Below are 18,086 nucleotides of genomic sequence, written 5' to 3'. Positions count from 1 at the left end.
CGGGCCATGAGCCGCATTCCCGATTTCACCGCGATCGCGTTCGAGCCCACGGCCACGCCGGCTCCCGCAGGCCCAGCCGAGCCGTGGCTCACGCCCGAAGGCATTCCGGTGAAGCCCGCCTATGGCGAGGCCGATCTCGCCGGCATCGACTTCCTCGACACTTGGCCGGGCATCGCGCCGTTTATGCGCGGTCCGTACCCGACCATGTATGTCAACCAGCCATGGACCGTCCGGCAATATGCCGGCTTCTCCACGGCCGAGGATTCCAACGCCTTCTACCGCCGCAACCTCGCCGCCGGCCAGAAGGGCCTCTCGGTCGCCTTCGATCTCGCCACCCATCGCGGCTATGATTCCGATCATCCGCGCGTCGGCGGCGACGTCGGCATGGCCGGCGTCGCAATCGACTCGATCTACGACATGCGCACCTTGTTCGCCGGCATTCCGCTCGACCAGATGAGCGTGTCGATGACCATGAACGGCGCCGTGCTGCCGATCCTGGCGCTGTTCGTCGTCGCCGCCGAAGAGCAGGGCGTGCCGCCGGAGAAGCTGTCGGGCACCATTCAGAACGACATTCTGAAAGAGTTCATGGTGCGCAACACCTACATCTATCCGCCGTCGCCCTCGATGCGGATCATCTCCGACATTTTCGCCTTCACCTCGCAGAAGATGCCGAAGTTCAATTCCATTTCCATCTCCGGCTATCACATGCAGGAGGCCGGCGCGACGCAGGATCTCGAGCTCGCCTATACGCTCGCCGACGGCGTCGAATATCTGCGCGCCGGCATCGCCGCCGGACTCGACGTCGACCGCTTCGCGCCGCGGCTGTCGTTCTTCTGGGCGATCGGCATGAACTTCTTCATGGAGGTCGCCAAGCTCCGCGCGGCGCGCCTGCTGTGGGCGAAGCTCTTGAAGCCCTTCAACCCGAAAGACCCGCGCTCGCTGTCCTTGCGTACGCACAGCCAGACCTCCGGCTGGTCGCTGACCGCGCAGGACGTCTACAACAACGTCGTGCGAACCGCCGTCGAGGCGATGGCAGCCACGCAAGGCCATACCCAGTCGCTGCACACCAACGCGCTCGACGAGGCGCTGGCGCTGCCGACCGACTTCTCCGCCCGCATTGCCCGCAACACCCAACTGTTCCTGCAGCAGGAGAGCGGCACCACCCGGATCATCGATCCCTGGGGCGGCTCGTATTATGTCGAGCGCCTCACCCGCGACCTCGCCGCCAAGGCCTGGGGCCACATCCAGGAGATCGAGGAGCTCGGCGGCATGGCCAAGGCGATCGAGGCCGGCGTGCCGAAGCTGCGCATCGAGGAGGCCTCGGCCAAGACCCAGGCGCGGATCGACACGGGCCGCCAGTCGGTGATCGGCGTCAACAAGTACAAGCCGACCGACGAGCCGCCGCTCGACGTGCTCAAGGTCGACAATTCCACCGTGCGCCGGCTGCAGATCGACAAGCTGTCGCGGCTCAAATCCGAGCGCAAGCAGGCCGAGGTCGATGCGGCGCTGGCGGCGCTCACGCGCTCGGCCGGTGACGGCAACGGCAACCTGCTGGCGCTCGCGATCGACGCGGCGCGCGCCAAGGCCACCGTCGGCGAGATCTCCGACGCGCTGGAGAAGGTGTTCGGCCGCCATCGCGCCGAGATCAAGTCCATCACCGGCGTCTACAAGCGGGAGATCGCCGCCATGTCCGGCAAAGCCGAGAAGCTGCAGGCGCTGATCGAGGCGTTCGAGGAGGCCGAGGGCCGCCGGCCACGCATCCTGGTCGCCAAGATTGGCCAGGACGGCCACGACCGCGGCCAGAAGGTGATCGCGTCGGCCTTCGCCGACATCGGTTTCGACGTCGACATCGGACCTTTGTTCGCCACCGCCGACGAGGCGGCGCGGCAGGCGGTGGAGAACGACGTGCACATTCTCGGCGTCTCGTCGCTGGCGGCCGCGCATCTCACCGCGGTGCCGGAGCTGAAGGCCGCGCTCAAGAAGCAGGGCCGCGAGGACATCATGATCATCGTCGGCGGCGTCGTGCCGCCGCAGGATTACGATGCGCTGTACAAGGCCGGCGCCGAGGCGATCTTCCCGCCGGGCACCGTCATCGCCGACGCCGCCGAGGAGCTGATCCAAAAGCTCAATGCGCGGCTGGGGCACAGCGAGGCGGCGGAGTAGTCCGACTGCGTCACACCCCACCGTCATTCCGGGGCAAGGCCAAAGGCCTTGAACCCGGAATCTCGACATTGTCTTGCGTCCATTCCCGAGAGCGTCGAGCTATTGACGCGCTGTAATCCATCGCCGCGCGTTCGATCTGGGCACGATCGAACCTTTGCGGTACGTGCGCGCACAGACAACCAAACCCGGATCACAAGCCTCATGTATTCTAACAAACTGCTTGTCGCCGCCCTGTTCGGCCTGCTCACCCTCTCGCCGGCGATCGCCGCCGAAGCCAAGCCCGATGCGTCGATCAAGACCAAGGCCGCCGAGGCCAGCGTCACGCTGAGTGCCGACATCAAGGCCGATCCGGCGCTCGCCGCGAATTGCCTCGCCGAAGGCCGCAAGTGGATGGACAAGCAGGCCGCGGACGCCGCCAAGGACTACAAGGCGGACAAGGAACTGTTCCGCGACGGCCCTTACACCTATGGCCGCGACTATTCGGTGCGTTCGATCGTCGCCGATCGCTATGTCAGCGTGCTGCGCAACGACTACATGGACACGCATGGCGCCCATCCCAACCGGACGGTCGACACCATCCTCTGGGACAAGGCCGCCGCCAAGCGCATCTCGATCCGCCCGTTCTTCAACGAGACCGCCGACAACGGTCCGACCATGACCGCGATCAGCAAGGCGATCATCGCCTCGCTGCGGGCAGAGAAGAAGGCGCGCGACGCCGGCGACACCGACGAGTGGTGGTTGAAGAGCGTCGAGCCGAAGCTGCTCGGCATTGGCGCCGTCACGCTCGCGCCCTCGACGCTGGCCGGCAAGAGCTCGGGCCTCACCTTCCACTATCCGCCCTACGCCGTCGGCGCCTACGCGGAGGGCGACTATGTCGCCTTCGTGCCCTGGGAAACGCTGAAGCCCTATCTCAGCGCGGAGGGGCAGGCGATCTTCGGCGGCGCGAGGCCGAAGGGGGATGCCGAGGAGAACTAGCTGGCCGGGCCGCTCGCATCCGCTATAACGGGCGCATGTCCTCTCGTTCTCCTTCGCCAAATACCACGGCCTTGGCCGACGATATCAGCGCCGGCAGCCGCGCGGCGCTGGCGCGCGCGATCACGCTGGTCGAGAGCCGCCGCGCCGACCATCAAGCCGCCGCGCGCGAGCTGGTACAGGCGCTGCTGCCACGGACGGGGCACGCGATCCGCGTCGGCATCACCGGCTCGCCCGGCGTCGGCAAGTCCACCACGATCGATGCCCTCGGCATGTTCCTGATCGGACAGGGCCACAAGGTCGCGGTGCTCGCGGTCGACCCCTCGTCGGCGCGAACCGGCGGTTCGATTCTCGGCGACAAGACGCGGATGGCGCGATTGTCCCATCACGAGCACGCCTTCATCCGCCCCTCGCCCTCGTCGGGCACGCTCGGCGGCGTCGCCGCCAAGACGCGCGAGGCGATGCTGCTGTGCGAGGCCGCAGGCTTCGACGTGATCCTGGTCGAGACGGTCGGCATCGGCCAGTCCGAAACCGCGGTCTGCGACATGACCGATTTCTTCCTCGCCCTGATGCTGCCCGGCGGCGGCGACGAGCTGCAGGGCATCAAGAAGGGCCTGGTCGAGCTCGCCGACATGATCGCGATCAACAAGGCCGATGGCGACAACGTCAAGCGCGCCAACATCACCGCCGCCGACTATCGCGGCGCGCTGCATCTGCTCAGCCCCCGCTCCGAGCACTGGCATCCGCCGGTCGTGACCTATTCGGCGATGGCCGGGACGGGCATTGCCGAGCTGTGGCAGAAGGTCCTGGATCATCGCAAGGCGATGATCGCCTCCGGCGAGTTCGCCGCGCGGCGGCGCGACCAGCAGGTGAAATGGATGTGGACCATGCTCGAGCAGCGCCTGATGGCGCGGCTGCGCACCGATCCATCCATCCGCGCGAAGGTGAAGAGGCTGGAGAGCGACGTCGCCGAGGGCCGCGTCGCGCCGGCGCTCGCCGCCGAGCAGCTTGCGGAGATGCTGACATGAGCGAGCGGCCGCGCATCCTGATCACCGGATTCGGCCCGTTTCCCGGCGCGCCGTCCAATCCGACCATGCCGCTGGTGAAGCGGTTGTCCGAGCTGCGGCGGCCAGCGCTGGATGACATCGCCATCAGCAGCCACATTTTTCACGTGACCTATGCGACCGTGGATCGCGAGCTGCCCGCGCTGATCGCCGAGCGGCGCCCGCATGCGCTCATGATGTTCGGCCTCGCCGGGCGAACGTCCTATCTGCGGATCGAGACGCGCGCCCGCAACGCGATCACCACGACCTTCCCGGATGCCGACCGCCACGTCGCGCGCAAGGGCGTGATCGTCCCGGGTGCACATCCGATGCCGTTCGGCCCGCACATGGCGCGGCTGCTGCGCGCGGCGCGCGCCACCGGCATCGATGCCCGGGCCTCGCGCGATGCCGGCAGCTATCTCTGCAACTATCTGAGCTGGCGCGCGATCGAGGCGACCAAGGCCGCCGAAGGGCCGCGGCTCGCCGCCTTCATCCACATTCCTCCCTTGCCGCGTGCCGGCACGGCGTTGCCGCACGGCAGTTCGCGCATCACGCTGGAGGGGCTCGTCGATGCCGGCGAAGCGATGCTGACGGAGCTGGTCAAGGTCGTGCGACAGGCGTCCTGTCGCACGAGCTGACGCCGATGGTGGTATGACCGCTGACGGTCAGCGCGGGATATCAGATGCTCCAGCGGCGCCGACCGCCAAATCCCCCACCGATCAAGCGCAGCAGGAGCAACAGGACCACGGCGCCGATGAAGGCGTTGATGATCGCGGCGACCAGTCCGACACCCAGATGAATGCCGAGCTGCGGCAACAGCCAGTTGCCGATGAAGGCACCGAGGAGGCCGACGATCAGGTCGCCGATCAGGCCGAAGCCGCCGCCTTCCATGACGCGGCCTGCGAGCCAGCCCGCGACAATGCCCACGAACAGAATAACCAGTAGACTCTCATTTGACAGATGCATGACCCTCTCCTCGCCGATCCATTGCGGGAACAATGTCCCCGAGTCCCATTGGTTCCCTCGGGAGAGGCTCACCGGTTCGACGGGCAACCCACGCCGGCGGGCGATCTGACGTGAAGATTTAACCCTACCGCCAACAATCCCGGGCGCAGGCGCTCATCCTCGGCATCAGCATTGAGACTTTCAGCTTAAGTCGTGGCCGCACATCATCTTTTGCGCGAGACGCTGACCATGGATGTCAATCGCCGCCGCATTCTGGCTGGATCGGCTGCCGGCGCCGCCGGGGCATTGGCCCTGCCGGCGGATGCCGCGCAGGCCGCCCCCCTGATCTCCACACTCGGCCGCGACGCCACGCAATATGGCGTCAAGCCCAACAGTCCCGACGACCAGACCCGCGCGCTGCAGCGTGCGATCGACGAGGCCACCCGCGCCCAGGTGCCGCTGGCGCTGCCGCCGGGCACCTACAGGACCTCGATGCTGCGGCTTGCCAGGGGCAGCCAGATGGTCGGCGTCCGGGGTGCCACCAAGCTCGTGTTCACCGGTGGCGGCCCGTCGATGCTGTCAGCAGAAGGCGCTGACGGCCTCGGCATCAGCGGCGTCGCGCTCGACGGCGGCGGCATTGCCCTGCCCCAGCGGCGCGGCCTGCTTCACGTTGCAGCCGGCAACGATGTCAGGATCGATGATTGCGAGATCACCCGCTCCGGCGGCAGCGGCATCTGGCTCGAGCAGGTTTCCGGCGACGTCAGCGGCAACGTCCTCACCGACATCGCGGTCACCGCGATCGTGTCGTTCGATGCCCTCGGGCTGATCGTGTCGCGCAATACCATCAAGGGGACGCGCGACAACGGCATCGAGATCCTGCGCACCGCGATCGGCGACGACGGCACGATGGTGCTCGACAACAGCATCACGGACATCAAGGCCGGCCCCGGCGGCTCGGGCCAGTACGGCAACGCCATCAACGCCTTTCGCGCCGGCAACGTGATCGTGCGCGGCAACCGCATCAGGAACTGCGACTACTCGGCAGTGCGGGGCAACTCGGCCTCGAACATCCAGATCGTCGGCAACAGCGTCAGCGACGTGCGCGAGGTCGCGCTCTACTCGGAGTTCGCATTCGAGGGCGCCGTCATCTCAGGCAATACGGTGGACGGCGCCGCGTTCGGCGTGTCCGTGTGCAACTTCAACGAAGGCGGCCGCATCGCGGTGGTCCAGGGCAACATCATCCGCAATCTGATCCCGAAGCGGCCGGTCGGCACAGCACCCGACGACGATGCCGGCATCGGCATCTATGTCGAGGCGGACTCCGCGGTGACCGGCAACGTGGTCGAGAATGCCCCGTCCTACGGCATCGTCGCCGGCTGGGGCCGATATCTCAGGGACGTGGCGATCTCCGGCAACGTCATTCGCAATGCGCTCGCGGGCGTCGGCGTGTCCGTCGTTCCGGGCGCGGGCACGGCGCTCGTCAGCAACAACATGATCTCCGGCACCCCGCGCGGCGCGGTGATCGGACTTGATCACATCAAGCCGGTGACATCGGACCTGACGCAGGACGGGACGCAAGGCTATGCGCAGCTCGTGGTCAGCGGCAACGCCGTGCGACGAAGCTGAGCCGCCGCTTCAAATCGGCCGAGCGCTCGGCCTCATTTGCGTGATCGCGACACCGGTGATCGCCAGCAGCCCGCCCGCAATCAGCTTCGGTGTCATCCGTTCGTCCAGGAACAATACGCTCGAGATCAGGGCGAACACCGGAAGCAGCAGGCTGAACGGTGCGACGCGGCTCATGGAGTAGCGGGCGATCAACCAGAACCAGACGCCAAACCCGACAATTCCGCCGATGAAGACCGTGTAGGCGAGCGCCAGCCATCCGCGTTCATCCGCCGCGGAAAGGCTAGCCACCTGGCCATATTCGAGGAACGACGACATGGTCATGACTTGCGGCACGGTGAGCAGCGACGACCATCCCATCAGCATCAGCGGTTCAAAAGGGCCGTAGCGCTTGGTCAGGACGTTGGACACCGCGAATGCGAAGGCTGCGCCAACCACCAGCAGCAGCGGAAGCACGTTTGCCGTCAGACCCGGCTCGGCCGCCAGCACGACCACGCCGGCGAATGCAAGTCCTACTCCAGCACATGTGGAGAGGGACGGCTTCTCCGCCAGCAGCGGCCACGCCAACAGGACGGTGAAGGGCGTGGCGAGTTGATAGGCGACGGCTGACCTGCTTCCCGAGCCGAGCCCAAGACCAACATAGAACAGCCCGAAGTTCAGGCCGCCCAGGAAAACGGAAATGACTGCGATGTGACCGAGCTGCTGACGCGTCGGCCTTTTGACGAACGGAACGAGCAGCAGCGCGATGGCCAGAAATCGAAGCGCGAGAAAGAACAGCGGCGGAAACTCCGTCACCCCCACTTTGATGACGACGAACTGATAACCCCACAGTAATGGAACGGCCACCGAGCAGAGAATCTGGACGATGGTCATGGCATTCTCCATTTAAGGACTGATCAGTCCAGATATAGGACGCTCAACAACAAGGCGCTCAACGGTTTCTATCGAATGACGCGGTCGAGAAGCGCGTCAACGGTGGCTTGCGATGTGATCGGCGCCGGCCCCGTCTTGCCGACCACGCGCAGCCCCTCGACGAAACAGACGAGAATTCGCGCGGCACTCGAAGGTTCGACACCCTCGGCCAGTTTGCCCGCCATCTTCGCGCGGGACAGTGCATCCGCCACCCGGATCTCCATGGCCTTGAAGAAACTCGCGATGCGCCGACCAACTTCGGCGTCCTGGCCAGCAAGCTCCATGGCTGTCGCCACCAGGAGGCAGCCGCGCCGACCTTTGGCCCCGCAGGTGCGGTCGACGTAGCCGGCAAGATAGGCCCGCAGGCCGTCGACCGGCTCCCTGCTTGGATCGAGCTCGGTATCCATGCGGGCCAGGGCATCGGCGATGTAACGGTCAAGCGCGAGCAGGAACAGCGAGTGCTTGTCACCGAACGCGGCGTAGAGGCTGCCACGCGAGAGCTTCGTTGCCTGAAGAAGATCAGGCAGCGCCGTCGCGTGATAGCCACGCGACCAAAACACACCCATTGCCCGCTCGACAGCGGCGTCCATGTCGAAACTTCGCGGGCGCCCACGCGGCAACTGCATCGGAGTCTGGCGGCTCATGACCGATATATGGACCATTCGGTCTTGAAATCAAGTGACGAGATTGAGAGCCGCTTGCGGTCCCCTTGACTGCGATGCGGAGTGGGTCTGGAGCTCGCCCTGCGCCTAGAACGCGACCGCCAGCGCTGGATAGCGGCGCTCGATGGCATCGAGATCGACCACCGGCTCGTCATACTCGGCGTCGGATTGAATGCCGATGCTCAAGGCCTGCTCCAGGGCGAACATGTCGATGCGGGACGGCGCGACGGTCGGCTCCGGCGCGATGTCGTCTTCGGCCACATAGTCGGGTTCGATGACGTCGTCCGGTTCCAGATCATCCGCGGCCAGCTCGATCTCGGGCTCGACGATGATCTTGGACTCCGCAAGGATGGTTTCGAGCGAAGGCGGCAGCGCAATGGGGCGCCGCTCGATGGGATGATTCTCATGGAGACGGAGTTTGATCGGCTCAGGCTCGGCGGGGCGCGCGGGCGCCGGTGGCGCAGCCACAACGGCAGCCGGCCTCTGGCTGGGCACGATGCTCACCTGCTCGGGCTCGGCGCGGGATAGCGCCTGCCAGGTCTGCACCGCGGCCTTGGCCTGGCGGATATCGTCCAGGAGAGACTGCTCGGTGTAGTAGCGGCGCCAGCGGCCGCTCTGGAACAGCTCGGTGAGATGGTCCAGGCGCCTTTCGGCAAGCGCGCACCAGCGTGCAGCCAGTTCGCGGCTGCAAGCCACGTCCGGTCGATGTGTCATGGGGGAGCCCGTGAGATAAGGGGACGGACGCACTCGGCACGAATCAACGCAACGTGACGTGAATATTTTGTGGAAAAGGTTAACAAAGTCTAGCTAATGCCATGTTGTTTGGCGGCCAAACCGTAGTCGTGCGGAAATTTTGTCCGTGTTTTTTCGGGCTTTGGCTAGGCGCGGAGCGCGAACGCGACCAACGGCATCCCTAGACAACCCAAGGATGTTCGACTCGGGGTGCGCGAGACACTGCTGGATATCGACGTTTCCGGGCTTCGACCTCGCCCAAAATGAAAGACCCGTCCGGGGGGACAACCGGACGGGTCGAGCCATATGGGCGCTTGGGGTGGATGGGCGCTCGCGCCGTATATAGCCTTGGGGAGGGGATCACCGCTCCCACATGCTTTCTGTCGTGATCGCCCCGCTGCACGTTCAAGGCGAGCGGGAGATTTTCGGAACGTTCACGAAAACGTTGGCGTCATTGCTGCGCGGGCCGAAGCGCGTCGCCGGCTGGAGATGCCTCGGTCACCGCGGCCGGCGCCGGGCGCAACTCACGGGCCGCCGCGGGCTCCGTTTGCAGCCCCGCGGAAGGCACAGCAGCAGCGGGCGCATCCTGCGGCGCGGCCACGGCCTGGACCGCCGCCAACGCATCCGCCTGCCCTGCCCCGAACAGATCGTCGCGTCCGGGGGTCCCGAGATCGCGCGCGGTCCCGGTCAGCACGGTCCGCACCGTTTCCGGCTTCAGCGCCGGATTGCGCTCCAGCACCAGCGCCGCAAGCCCGCTGACATAGGCCGCGGAAAACGAGGTGCCCGAGATGATCTGATATTTTCCGTCCGGCGCCGGCAGGAAGATCTCGGCGCCGGGCGCGGCCAGCGCGATGTAATTGCCGCGGTTCGACGCCGGCAGCAACTGGTCCCTGTCATCGGTCGCACTGACGGCGATGACGTTCGGATTGCCCGCAGGATACAGCGGCGGCGACTTGGCCCCGGCATTGCCGGCCGCGGCGACCATCACGACGCCCTTGGAAGCGACGGCCGCGATCGCGCGCTCGATCACCGCATCCTTCGGGCCGGCGAAGCTCATGTTGACGATCTGCGCGCCGTGCAGAACCGCGTAGTCCAGCGCCTTCAGGATCACATAGGAGCTGCTCTCCGGCCCGCCGCCTTTCTTGGCCATGCCGAAGGCGCGGATGGCGATGATGCGTGCATAGGGCGCGCTGCCCATCAACCGCTTGTGCGACACGATCACGCCGGCGATGCCCGTGCCGTGCACATGCGGCCCCTCGTCACCGCCGAGTGCGTCGAACGCGTCGAACGACGCGTCGGCGAATTCCGGGTGCTTGAGATCGACCGCGGAATCGATCACTGCGATGGTGACGTTGGAGCCCTGGGCCAGCCTGTGCGCTTCGGGCAGCCGCAGCTTCGCCAGCGCGTATTGCGCGGGATCGCCCTCGGCGGGCGGTACGTTCTGCTGCTGCAGCGTGTAGCGGTAGTTCGGCTGCACCGAACGCACCCTGGCATCTGCCGCGAGCGCACGGCTGACCGCCTGCACCGAGCGGCGATCGGTGATCCGGAACAGACCGATTGTGGCGCTGATCAGCGGAAAGCGCTGCGAGCTGATGCGCTGCAGGCCATGGCGGCGCGCCAGCGCGTCGGCCTGGTCCGTCGAGAGACCGTCATCGATTTCGGCGACGATCTCGTTGGCGATGGTCCGCGGGTCGACCGCGGCCGCAGCTTTCGGCTCGCCCCGCTGCGTCACCTTGGCGGACTTGTCTTTGTCCAATCTTCCTTGGGACCGCCGGCCCTGCCCGTCCGTCGTCACCGGCCGGCGGTCGAGACATTCACCCGAGGCGCTGCGATCCGCCGGGTCGCAGGAGGTCTGCAGGTTCGGTGCAAATCGCGCATTGGGCAAGGTCGGGCGCACGGTCATCGCCGTCGGCGGCGGCGCACGCATCGCGGTGCCCGGGTTGATGCTCGGCACCCGGCTCGGGATGTTGATGTTGGGCGAACGCATCATCGCCTGGGCATGGGCACTGAGGTCGCCACCTGCGAAAGCAGGCATTGCGACGACAATCAGCATCGCGACCGATCTGGCGAACTGGAGCGGCGAAGTAGACGACATGGAGCCTCCGAATGACGTTCGGACGGCGCGGGCCTATTGCGCGGCCACCGCGAGGCTGACGATCTTCTCGCGCGCCAGACGGCCGATCAGGCTGTCGGCCTCGGCCTTCGACAACGGCCGGTCGCCGAGTTGCAGCTTGAACAGGCCGCCCTTGGCGCCCTCGACGATCGAGGCCTGGTAGCTGTCGAGCAGCGCCGAGATGTCGGCCATGCGCGCATCCGGCGCGAACCGCACCAGCGCATAGGCGGGCGCGGTCGATCCGGCGACCTGCGGTCCAAGGCCGCGGATCAGCGGTGCGGCCGGGGCCGGTGCTTCGGCCATCCGCGAACGCGTCATGCTCTCGGGCGCCCGCTCCGCCGGGGCCGGCGCAGCGGCGCTCGGCGGCGGCGGCGCGGCCATCGGCCTGCTCGCGGGCTCGGGCGCCGCGGTCTTGTCCTGGACCGAGGCGGTCTGATAGGTCGCAGTCTGCGAGCGCATCAGCACGGCGCCGATCACGCCGGCCTGCGTCAGCACCAGCAGCGCGCCGAGGCTGACGGTCCACGCCAGGGTCCGCGGCGACAGGCTGTCGAAGAAATCCATCAGCCGCGCGCTGAAGCCGCGCGGCGCGGCAGGCTTCTGCACCGGATCCGCCTCGATCGCCGCGAACAGCTTCTGCATCGCACGCATCGACGGCGCGCCGAGGCTTTCGTTCAGCGCGATGGTCTCGGCATACTCCTTCTGGATCTCCGCATACTGCCTGGCGAGATCGGCATCGTTGGCAAGAGCCTCCTCGACCCGGCGCATGTCGCGCGCGCTCAGCGTGCCGGCGGCGTACCACGGCAGCAGGAGTTCGATCTCTCCGGGCTCTTGCTCCAGCATCTTGCTCAAAGCCATCATGGCCAGCCTCTCTCAATGCCGGCCGCTTTCAGGAGTTCGGCCAATTTCTTGCGCGCATAGAACAGGCGCGTCTTGACGGTGTTTTCCGGAATTCCGACGATCTCGGCCACCTCCTCCACGGACTTCTCGTGGTAGTAGACGAGATCGACGATCTCCCGGTGATCAGGCGAAAGCGCCGTCAGGCACTTGCGCAATGCTTCGCCGGTATTCTTCTTCTGGACCGCGACCTCCGGATCGTCGGAGGTATCTTCGATCGCGTTCGCGGCCTCGTCTTCCAGCTCAACGTCCTTCCGGCGCCGAAGGGCCGACAGGGCCTTGAACCGCGTGATCGCCAGGAGCCAGGTGGAGACGGCAGAACGGCCTTCGAACTTGCCGGCCTGACGCCACACGTCGAGAAAGACCTCGCTGATGAGGTCTTCCGCGACCTGCTCGTCCCGCACGAGCCGGAGCCCGAAACGGTACACCCTGACATGGTGCCGTCCGTACAGCACCTGCATGGCGAGCCGGTCGCCTTGAGCGATCCGGGCAATCAGGGTTTCATCTGACGCCGCTGCTGTCACGCTCAATGGCCGTCTCGCAAGATTGGTCTGGAGGATTGACGTCGCGGTTCGAACACAACCGCAAAAATCTTCAAAATACCGGAAAGATACGTCCCGAAATGTGAGTTGGCGCACAGACTTGCAGATTTCGCTGCAGCGCCCAGGTCGATCGTGACCAGCGGGTTCCCGCCTACCATGTTCCGCCCGTTCCCGCCAACTGCACGCCCTGAAAGCCGTAGATTCCCCGTCGCAGCACGACGCCGGCGGCCTCTTCGTCCATGCCCATAGATACCAAAGTTAAATGCTTTCCCACGTAGATTTTAAGCCAACGACGAAGAATCGCGAGCACATGGGCACGACGGCACCGCCTATTCCCAGTCCGAATGTCGCTGAGGCCGGGGACGCGCAACCGTCTCCGGTCAGCGACCTGCGCGCGCGTCGTGCCGGGCGGCGCCGGCAGATGCTGGCGCTGGTCGCCGGATGCTACCTGATCGACGCCGTCATCCTGCTGATCTACGCAGAGGCGGGAACCGTCCCGGTCGCGATCGCGCCAGCCTACGCAGCGACCGGCATTCTGACCGTCGCGCTGTGGACCGCTTTGTCGGAGAGCGGCTTCAACGACCGTTTCCGCGACCACTACCTCGTGGTGCCGCAATCGCTCGCCAGCATGATGATCACGGTCGCGTTCTGCTACATCGCGCCCGAAGTCAGCATCCTCTTCCTGTGCACGCTGTACATCGTCGTCGCCTTTGCCTCGCTGCGGGCGACGCCGCGCCAGAGCGCGATCTGCTGGACGTTCCTCGCGATCGGGCTGGCGGGATTGTTCCTGCTCACCGACAAGCCGCTCGGCATGCCGCACGACAGCGGCCTCGAGCGGCTCGCGACGCTCCTGGTCTTCCTCCTCACCATCGCCGGCTGCATGTTCCTCGGCATCTTCTCCAGCGCGCTGCGCGAGACGCTGTACCAGCGCGGACAGAAGCTCAAGGAAGCCTATCGCCGCATCGAGGAGCTGGCCGAGATCGACGAGCTCACCGGCGCGCTGAACCGGCGCTCGATCATGGATGTGCTGGACGAGGAGATGGCGCAGGCGCGGCAGGGCGGCCAGCCCTGCTCGGTCGTGCTGATCGATCTCGACTGGTTCAAGCGCATCAACGACACGCATGGTCATCCGACCGGCGACGACGTGCTGCGCACCTTCGCCATCACCATCTTCGCCAACATTCGCGGCAGCGACCGCTTCGGCCGCTACGGCGGCGAGGAATTCCTGCTGGTGCTGCCGGGCGCACCGGCCGACGCCGCGGCGCGGCTCGCCGAACGATTGCGCCAGATCATCGCCGGCCTCGACTGGAGTGCGTTTTCGACCGGCCTGCAGGTCACGTTCTCGGCCGGCGTGGCCACCCCGCGCGGCGACGAGACCGCCGATTCACTGCTCGCCCGGGCCGATCGTGCGCTCTACGACTCGAAGGCGCAGGGCCGCAATCGCGTCACCAGCGCCTGCGCCGTCCCGGCATGACCCCGAAACCCGCCCCGAACGAAAGCCTGCTCGATGAGCTCGAGGACACGCTCGCGCACGGCACCGTCGCCCGGCGGGTCGAGACCCTGCGCAAGGTGACGGACCTGTTCGTCGACGGCGCGACGGACTTCGGCGATGATCAGGTCGCGCTGTTCGACGACGTATTCGAATGCCTGATCGAGCACATCGAGATCTCGGCCCGCGCGCTGCTCGCGCGGCGGCTGGCGCCGCTGGCGTCGGCGCCGCCGCGAACGCTCTACCGGCTGGCCGATGACGACGCCATCGATGTCGCAGGCCCGGTGCTGTCGAAGTCCGAACGGCTCGACGAGGCCGCGCTGATCCGCACAGCCGAGACCAAGAGCCAGGCGCATCTGCTCGCGATCTCGCTCCGGCGCGTGCTCAGCCGCGCCGTCACCGACATCCTGCTCAGGCGCGGCAACGACGAGGTCGTTCACAGCACCGTCAGCAATCCCGGCGCCGACGTCTCGGAGGCCAGCCTCGACACGCTGGCCGATCGCGCCGCGCTGGACGAAAACCTCGCCGCGTGCCTCGCCATGCGGCCCAATCTGCCGCGCCACCTCTATCTGAAGCTGGTCGCCAAGGCGTCGGCCACGGTCCGCGCGCGGCTCAAGGCAGCAAACCCGAAGCTCGCGCAGGAGGTCTCCTCGGCGGTGCGGACGGCAGGCCGGCGGGCGCGATCGAGCGCGGTGGCGCTGACCAGCCAGACCGAGATCGCGCACGCGCTGGTGCGCTCACTGCATGCCGAGGGCCGGCTCGACGATCGTCTCGTCGTGCAGTTCACCGAGCAGCGCAAGTTCGACGAGGCCAATGCCGCCGTGGCAGCCATGGCCAACGTGCCGGTCGCGGTCGCCGAGAGCATCATGATCGAAAGCCGCGCCGAGGGCGTCATGATCCTCGCCAAGGTCGCAGGCCTGTCATGGCCTACGGTGAAGTCGATCATCCTGATGCGCGATGGGCTCGCCACCACCGCGACGACCGATCTCGACGCCTGCAAGGCCACCTATGAGCGGCTCCGGCGATCCACCGCGCAGCAGGTGCTGCGCTTCCATCGCGTCCAGGACGCCGCGACGCCGGTGCAGGCGTAGCCGCCCCCCGGGTCAATAGCGCAGCACCCTCGCGCCGATGAGCGCGCCGAGCCCGGCCACGATCAGCGCGGCCACCGTGTACCAGGTGGCCACGAACAGCGGCGAATCGTCGGTGCAATGCGCGGCATAGAGCGTCGCCGCCATGCCCGCCGAGACCAGCCCGGCGATCGCGCCCGTCATCGCCGGACGCGACGGCGCGCCATGGCGCAGACCGAACAGCGCGGCGGCCAGCAGCGGCAGCGACAGCACGGGAATGGCGCTCATGCACACCATCGAATTGTGGCCGACCAGCCGCGCCATCATCGGCGTGCGCTGCGGCAGCATCATTTCCGCCACCATGCCGCCGACGAGGACGAGGATCGGCGCGATCAGGAGCCAGCTCCAGCCCTGCAGCGAAGCTTCAGGGCGCGACAGATGCAGGCTGATGATCAGCGCCGGGATCGCCAGCGCCGTGGTGACGACGAACTTCAGGTCGAAGAACGGATTGCGCACCGCGAGCCAGATGTCCGGCCGGACGCCGAGGCCGATGAGCAGCATTGCGGTCGAGACCGGCGTTGCCGCCATCAGGGCCAGCGCCAGCACGATGCCGACCGGCTGCGCGCGCTGCGCATTGTCGGCCGCGAGGGTGCGGATGAGCTGATCGGTGTCCATGGTCAGGTATCCCGTAGCTTGGCCGTGAGGCTTGCGAGCGCGCGGTGCAGCGCCACCCGCACCGCGCCCTCGCTCATGGAAAACTTCTCCGCGGTCTGCTTGATCGAGGCAGCCTCGACTGCGATCGACTGCAGCACGTCGCGCTGACGCTGCGACAGGGTCTTCAGCTGCGCCTCGACCTCGCCGGCCGAGACGGTGGGCGCCGGCGGCTCGTCGGCCAGCGTCTCCGAGAAATCGTCGATGTCGACGAACACCCGCCGGCCGCGCCGGCGCAGCATGTCGATCAGCTTGTTGCGCGCGATCGCGAACAGCCAGGGCGCGAACGGCGCGTCGACGTCCCAGGTGTGCCGCTTGAGATGAACCGCCAACAGAATTTCCTGCACGATGTCCTCGGCCTGGTCGGGGGGCTGACCGGCGCGCGCCAACCCGCGCCGTGATGCTGCGCGCAACACCGGCGTGATCGCCCTCAGCAGGCGATGATAGGCCTCGTCGTCACCGGCGACGGCCTGGCGCATCCAGCCCGTCCACTCGTCGTCACGCTCGCGCAACTCCGCTCCACCCCCAGCAATTCGCCCGAATCGTCAGCTTGTTACTCTCGCGACATCCTGATCACTAATTCGTGATGCGGACATTGGCCTCGGAACCATCCGAGTTACGCCACAACGAGAGCACGCCACCGGGCAAGTCTTGGAACCGCTCCATAGCACCGAATCGAAAGGTGCATGATCAGGTTTAATGGGCCGCGCCGCAAAGTGCGGCGCCGCCCAGCTTTTGCCGTGAGCGGCAGGAAGATACCCATTTTCTGCCCCGTTCTCGACATCTGTCGGGGTCTCACTCCGGCCTGGGCTGGCGGGATGGGGAGAGAGCCGACGATGACGATCCAAGCCAGTGGACGTTCAGCATTGATCATTGCCGCCGCGTTCGTTCTGGGCCTCGTTGGCACTGGATTCGCCCGCGCGGCCGAACAGCAGAGCTACAGTCCGTTCTTGCCGGTCGGCTCCGAGAGCGCTCCGGCGGCGAAGCAGGACGGATTCCCGGCGCCGATGCCGGTCGAAGCCCAGGCTCAGGCCGCACCCGCGGCGGAATCGGCCGACGCCGCGCCGAGCGATGCGCCAGCGGCCTCGGACGTCACCGTGAACATGGTCACGGTCAGCAATGACGACAGCTCCGGCTGGGACAAGGCCTCGATCATCGGCAAGATCTTCATCGCCTGCGGCACCCTGCTCACCCTGGGCTCGGCGGCACGGATGTTCATGATCTGAGGCGCCGCGCGGCGCCGCACCTACTTGATGCGCATCGATCCAGCGGGCACATTGCCCGCTGTTTTGATTTCTCGGGGTGGGATCATGAGCGTTTACGAGCACATCATCGTCGAAGGCAAAGGCGCGGTCGGAATCATCACCCTGAACCGGCCGAAGATGCTCAACGCGCTGTCGTTCGGCGTCTTCCGCGAGATCGCCGCCGCCGTGGATGACCTCGAGGCCGACGACGCCATCGGCTGCATCGTGATCACCGGCAGCGAGAAGGCGTTCGCCGCGGGCGCCGACATCAAGGAGATGCAGCCCAAGAGCTTCATCGACATGTTCTCGAGCGACTTCACCGCGATCGGCGGCGACCGCGTCGCGCGCTGCCGCAAGCCGACGATTGCGGCGGTCGCCGGCTACGCGCTCGGCGGCGGCTGCGAGCTCGCGATGATGTGCGACTTCATCATCGCTGCCGACACCGCGAAATTCGGCCAGCCCGAGATCACGCTCGGCACCATTCCGGGCATCGGCGGCACCCAGCGCCTGACGCGCGCGATCGGCAAGGCCAAGGCGATGGACCTCTGCCTCACCGGCCGCATGATGGATGCGGCCGAGGCCGAACGCTCCGGCCTCGTCAGCCGCATCGTGCCGGCCGACAGGCTGATGGATGAGGTGATGGCTGCGGCCGAGAAGATCGCATCGATGTCGCGCCCGGCAGCGGCGATGGCCAAGGAGGCCGTCAACCGCGCCTTCGAGACCCCGCTGTCCGAAGGCATGAATGTCGAGCGCAACCTGTTCCACGCCACCTTCGCGCTGGAAGACCGCGCCGAGGGCATGGCTGCGTTCATCGAGAAGCGCAAGCCGGTGAACAAGAACCGCTGAGATTGCTGCGGGTCACTCGCAGCTGAACGAATCGATCTGCCTCTCATCTCGCCGGGTGCACCTCACCCGCTTACCAAGCGCGTATTCGCGCGCCGGGACGCAGCACTGCGACAAACGGCCTGTGGCGA

At 66.6% G+C, this 18,086-nt stretch carries 18 protein-coding genes; 9 read left to right on the top strand and 9 right to left on the bottom strand.

Features of this window, described 5'->3' with window-relative positions:
* The first annotated feature begins 6 nt into the window (after positions 1 to 6).
* From scpA to QW887_RS16975, 4 genes are all read left to right on the top strand, one after another.
* Positions 7 to 2,163: a methylmalonyl-CoA mutase gene (scpA, locus tag QW887_RS16990; protein ID WP_316171157.1), complete on the top strand. Its 2,157-nt coding sequence runs from the start codon at positions 7 to 9 to the stop codon at positions 2,161 to 2,163.
* Positions 2,164 to 2,364: 201 nt separating this feature from the next.
* The gene (locus QW887_RS16985; RefSeq protein ID WP_315716093.1) at positions 2,365 to 3,138 is read left to right on the top strand and encodes an RsiV family protein; all 774 of its coding nucleotides are present in this window, start codon (positions 2,365 to 2,367) and stop codon (positions 3,136 to 3,138) included.
* 35 nt (positions 3,139 to 3,173) lie between these two features.
* Complete coding sequence (gene meaB, locus QW887_RS16980) at positions 3,174 to 4,163, top strand: methylmalonyl Co-A mutase-associated GTPase MeaB (RefSeq protein WP_315716092.1); 990 nt, start codon at positions 3,174 to 3,176, stop codon at positions 4,161 to 4,163.
* Positions 4,160 to 4,816 carry a pyroglutamyl-peptidase I gene (locus QW887_RS16975; protein WP_315716091.1) on the top strand — a complete coding sequence of 219 codons (657 nt, stop codon included), beginning with the start codon at positions 4,160 to 4,162 and terminating at the stop codon, positions 4,814 to 4,816. The genes meaB and QW887_RS16975 overlap by 4 nt, the downstream gene beginning before the upstream one ends.
* 40 nt (positions 4,817 to 4,856) lie before the next feature.
* Here the strand turns inward: QW887_RS16975 and QW887_RS16970 are convergent, their stop codons facing one another.
* Entirely contained in the window at positions 4,857 to 5,144 is a 288-nt protein-coding gene (locus QW887_RS16970) for a GlsB/YeaQ/YmgE family stress response membrane protein (RefSeq protein WP_315716090.1), read from the bottom strand.
* A gap of 228 nt (positions 5,145 to 5,372) precedes the next feature.
* On the opposite strand from QW887_RS16970, the gene QW887_RS16965 reads away from it, so the two are divergent.
* On the top strand, positions 5,373 to 6,749 hold the full coding sequence (locus tag QW887_RS16965) for a TIGR03808 family TAT-translocated repetitive protein (protein WP_316194717.1): 1,377 nt from the start codon (positions 5,373 to 5,375) through the stop codon (positions 6,747 to 6,749).
* A gap of 9 nt (positions 6,750 to 6,758) precedes the next feature.
* Here QW887_RS16965 and QW887_RS16960 read toward each other — a convergent pair whose 3' ends face one another.
* From QW887_RS16960 to QW887_RS16935, 6 genes are all read right to left on the bottom strand, one after another.
* Complete coding sequence (locus tag QW887_RS16960) at positions 6,759 to 7,619, bottom strand: DMT family transporter (protein ID WP_316194716.1); 861 nt, start codon at positions 7,617 to 7,619, stop codon at positions 6,759 to 6,761.
* Between the two features lie 68 nt (positions 7,620 to 7,687).
* Complete coding sequence (locus QW887_RS16955) at positions 7,688 to 8,284, bottom strand: TetR/AcrR family transcriptional regulator (protein ID WP_315768147.1); 597 nt, start codon at positions 8,282 to 8,284, stop codon at positions 7,688 to 7,690.
* 123 nt (positions 8,285 to 8,407) lie between these two features.
* The gene (locus QW887_RS16950; RefSeq protein ID WP_316194715.1) at positions 8,408 to 9,034 is read right to left on the bottom strand and encodes a TIGR03809 family protein; all 627 of its coding nucleotides are present in this window, start codon (positions 9,032 to 9,034) and stop codon (positions 8,408 to 8,410) included.
* Between the two features lie 469 nt (positions 9,035 to 9,503).
* Positions 9,504 to 11,147 (bottom strand): S8 family serine peptidase, encoded by a 1,644-nt coding sequence (locus tag QW887_RS16945; protein ID WP_410052609.1) that lies wholly within the window; start codon positions 11,145 to 11,147, stop codon positions 9,504 to 9,506.
* A 33-nt stretch (positions 11,148 to 11,180) separates the two neighbouring features.
* Entirely contained in the window at positions 11,181 to 12,023 is an 843-nt protein-coding gene (locus QW887_RS16940; protein WP_316187274.1) for a hypothetical protein, read from the bottom strand.
* Positions 12,020 to 12,589 (bottom strand): sigma-70 family RNA polymerase sigma factor, encoded by a 570-nt coding sequence (locus tag QW887_RS16935; RefSeq protein ID WP_008961196.1) that lies wholly within the window; start codon positions 12,587 to 12,589, stop codon positions 12,020 to 12,022. Before QW887_RS16935 ends, QW887_RS16940 begins: the two co-directional genes overlap by 4 nt.
* A gap of 322 nt (positions 12,590 to 12,911) precedes the next feature.
* Here QW887_RS16935 and QW887_RS16930 point away from each other — a divergent pair, with 322 nt between their 5' ends.
* Both QW887_RS16930 and QW887_RS16925 read left to right on the top strand, forming a co-directional pair.
* Positions 12,912 to 14,075: a GGDEF domain-containing protein gene (locus QW887_RS16930; RefSeq protein WP_316194714.1), complete on the top strand. Its 1,164-nt coding sequence runs from the start codon at positions 12,912 to 12,914 to the stop codon at positions 14,073 to 14,075.
* Positions 14,072 to 15,181: a DUF2336 domain-containing protein gene (locus tag QW887_RS16925; RefSeq protein ID WP_316194713.1), complete on the top strand. Its 1,110-nt coding sequence runs from the start codon at positions 14,072 to 14,074 to the stop codon at positions 15,179 to 15,181. Before QW887_RS16930 ends, QW887_RS16925 begins: the two co-directional genes overlap by 4 nt.
* Positions 15,182 to 15,193: 12 nt before the next feature.
* On the opposite strand, the gene QW887_RS16920 is transcribed toward QW887_RS16925, so the two are convergent.
* On the bottom strand, positions 15,194 to 15,832 hold the full coding sequence (locus tag QW887_RS16920; RefSeq protein ID WP_315716083.1) for a DUF1109 domain-containing protein: 639 nt from the start codon (positions 15,830 to 15,832) through the stop codon (positions 15,194 to 15,196).
* A gap of 2 nt (positions 15,833 to 15,834) precedes the next feature.
* Positions 15,835 to 16,380 (bottom strand): sigma-70 family RNA polymerase sigma factor, encoded by a 546-nt coding sequence (locus QW887_RS16915; protein WP_316194712.1) that lies wholly within the window; start codon positions 16,378 to 16,380, stop codon positions 15,835 to 15,837.
* 324 nt (positions 16,381 to 16,704) lie between these two features.
* Between QW887_RS16915 and QW887_RS16910 the strand changes: the two genes are divergently transcribed.
* The gene (locus QW887_RS16910) at positions 16,705 to 17,094 is read left to right on the top strand and encodes a hypothetical protein (RefSeq protein ID WP_315753098.1); all 390 of its coding nucleotides are present in this window, start codon (positions 16,705 to 16,707) and stop codon (positions 17,092 to 17,094) included.
* Positions 17,095 to 17,178: 84 nt separating this feature from the next.
* The gene (locus QW887_RS16905) at positions 17,179 to 17,958 is read left to right on the top strand and encodes an enoyl-CoA hydratase (RefSeq protein ID WP_315716080.1); all 780 of its coding nucleotides are present in this window, start codon (positions 17,179 to 17,181) and stop codon (positions 17,956 to 17,958) included.
* The last annotated feature ends 128 nt before the right edge of the window (positions 17,959 to 18,086 follow it).

This window comes from Bradyrhizobium sp. SZCCHNRI3052 (assembly GCF_032484895.1).
In the GTDB taxonomy this organism is placed as follows: Bacteria; Pseudomonadota; Alphaproteobacteria; order Rhizobiales; family Xanthobacteraceae; genus Bradyrhizobium.
This window is presented reverse-complemented; position numbering and strand designations above follow the sequence as displayed.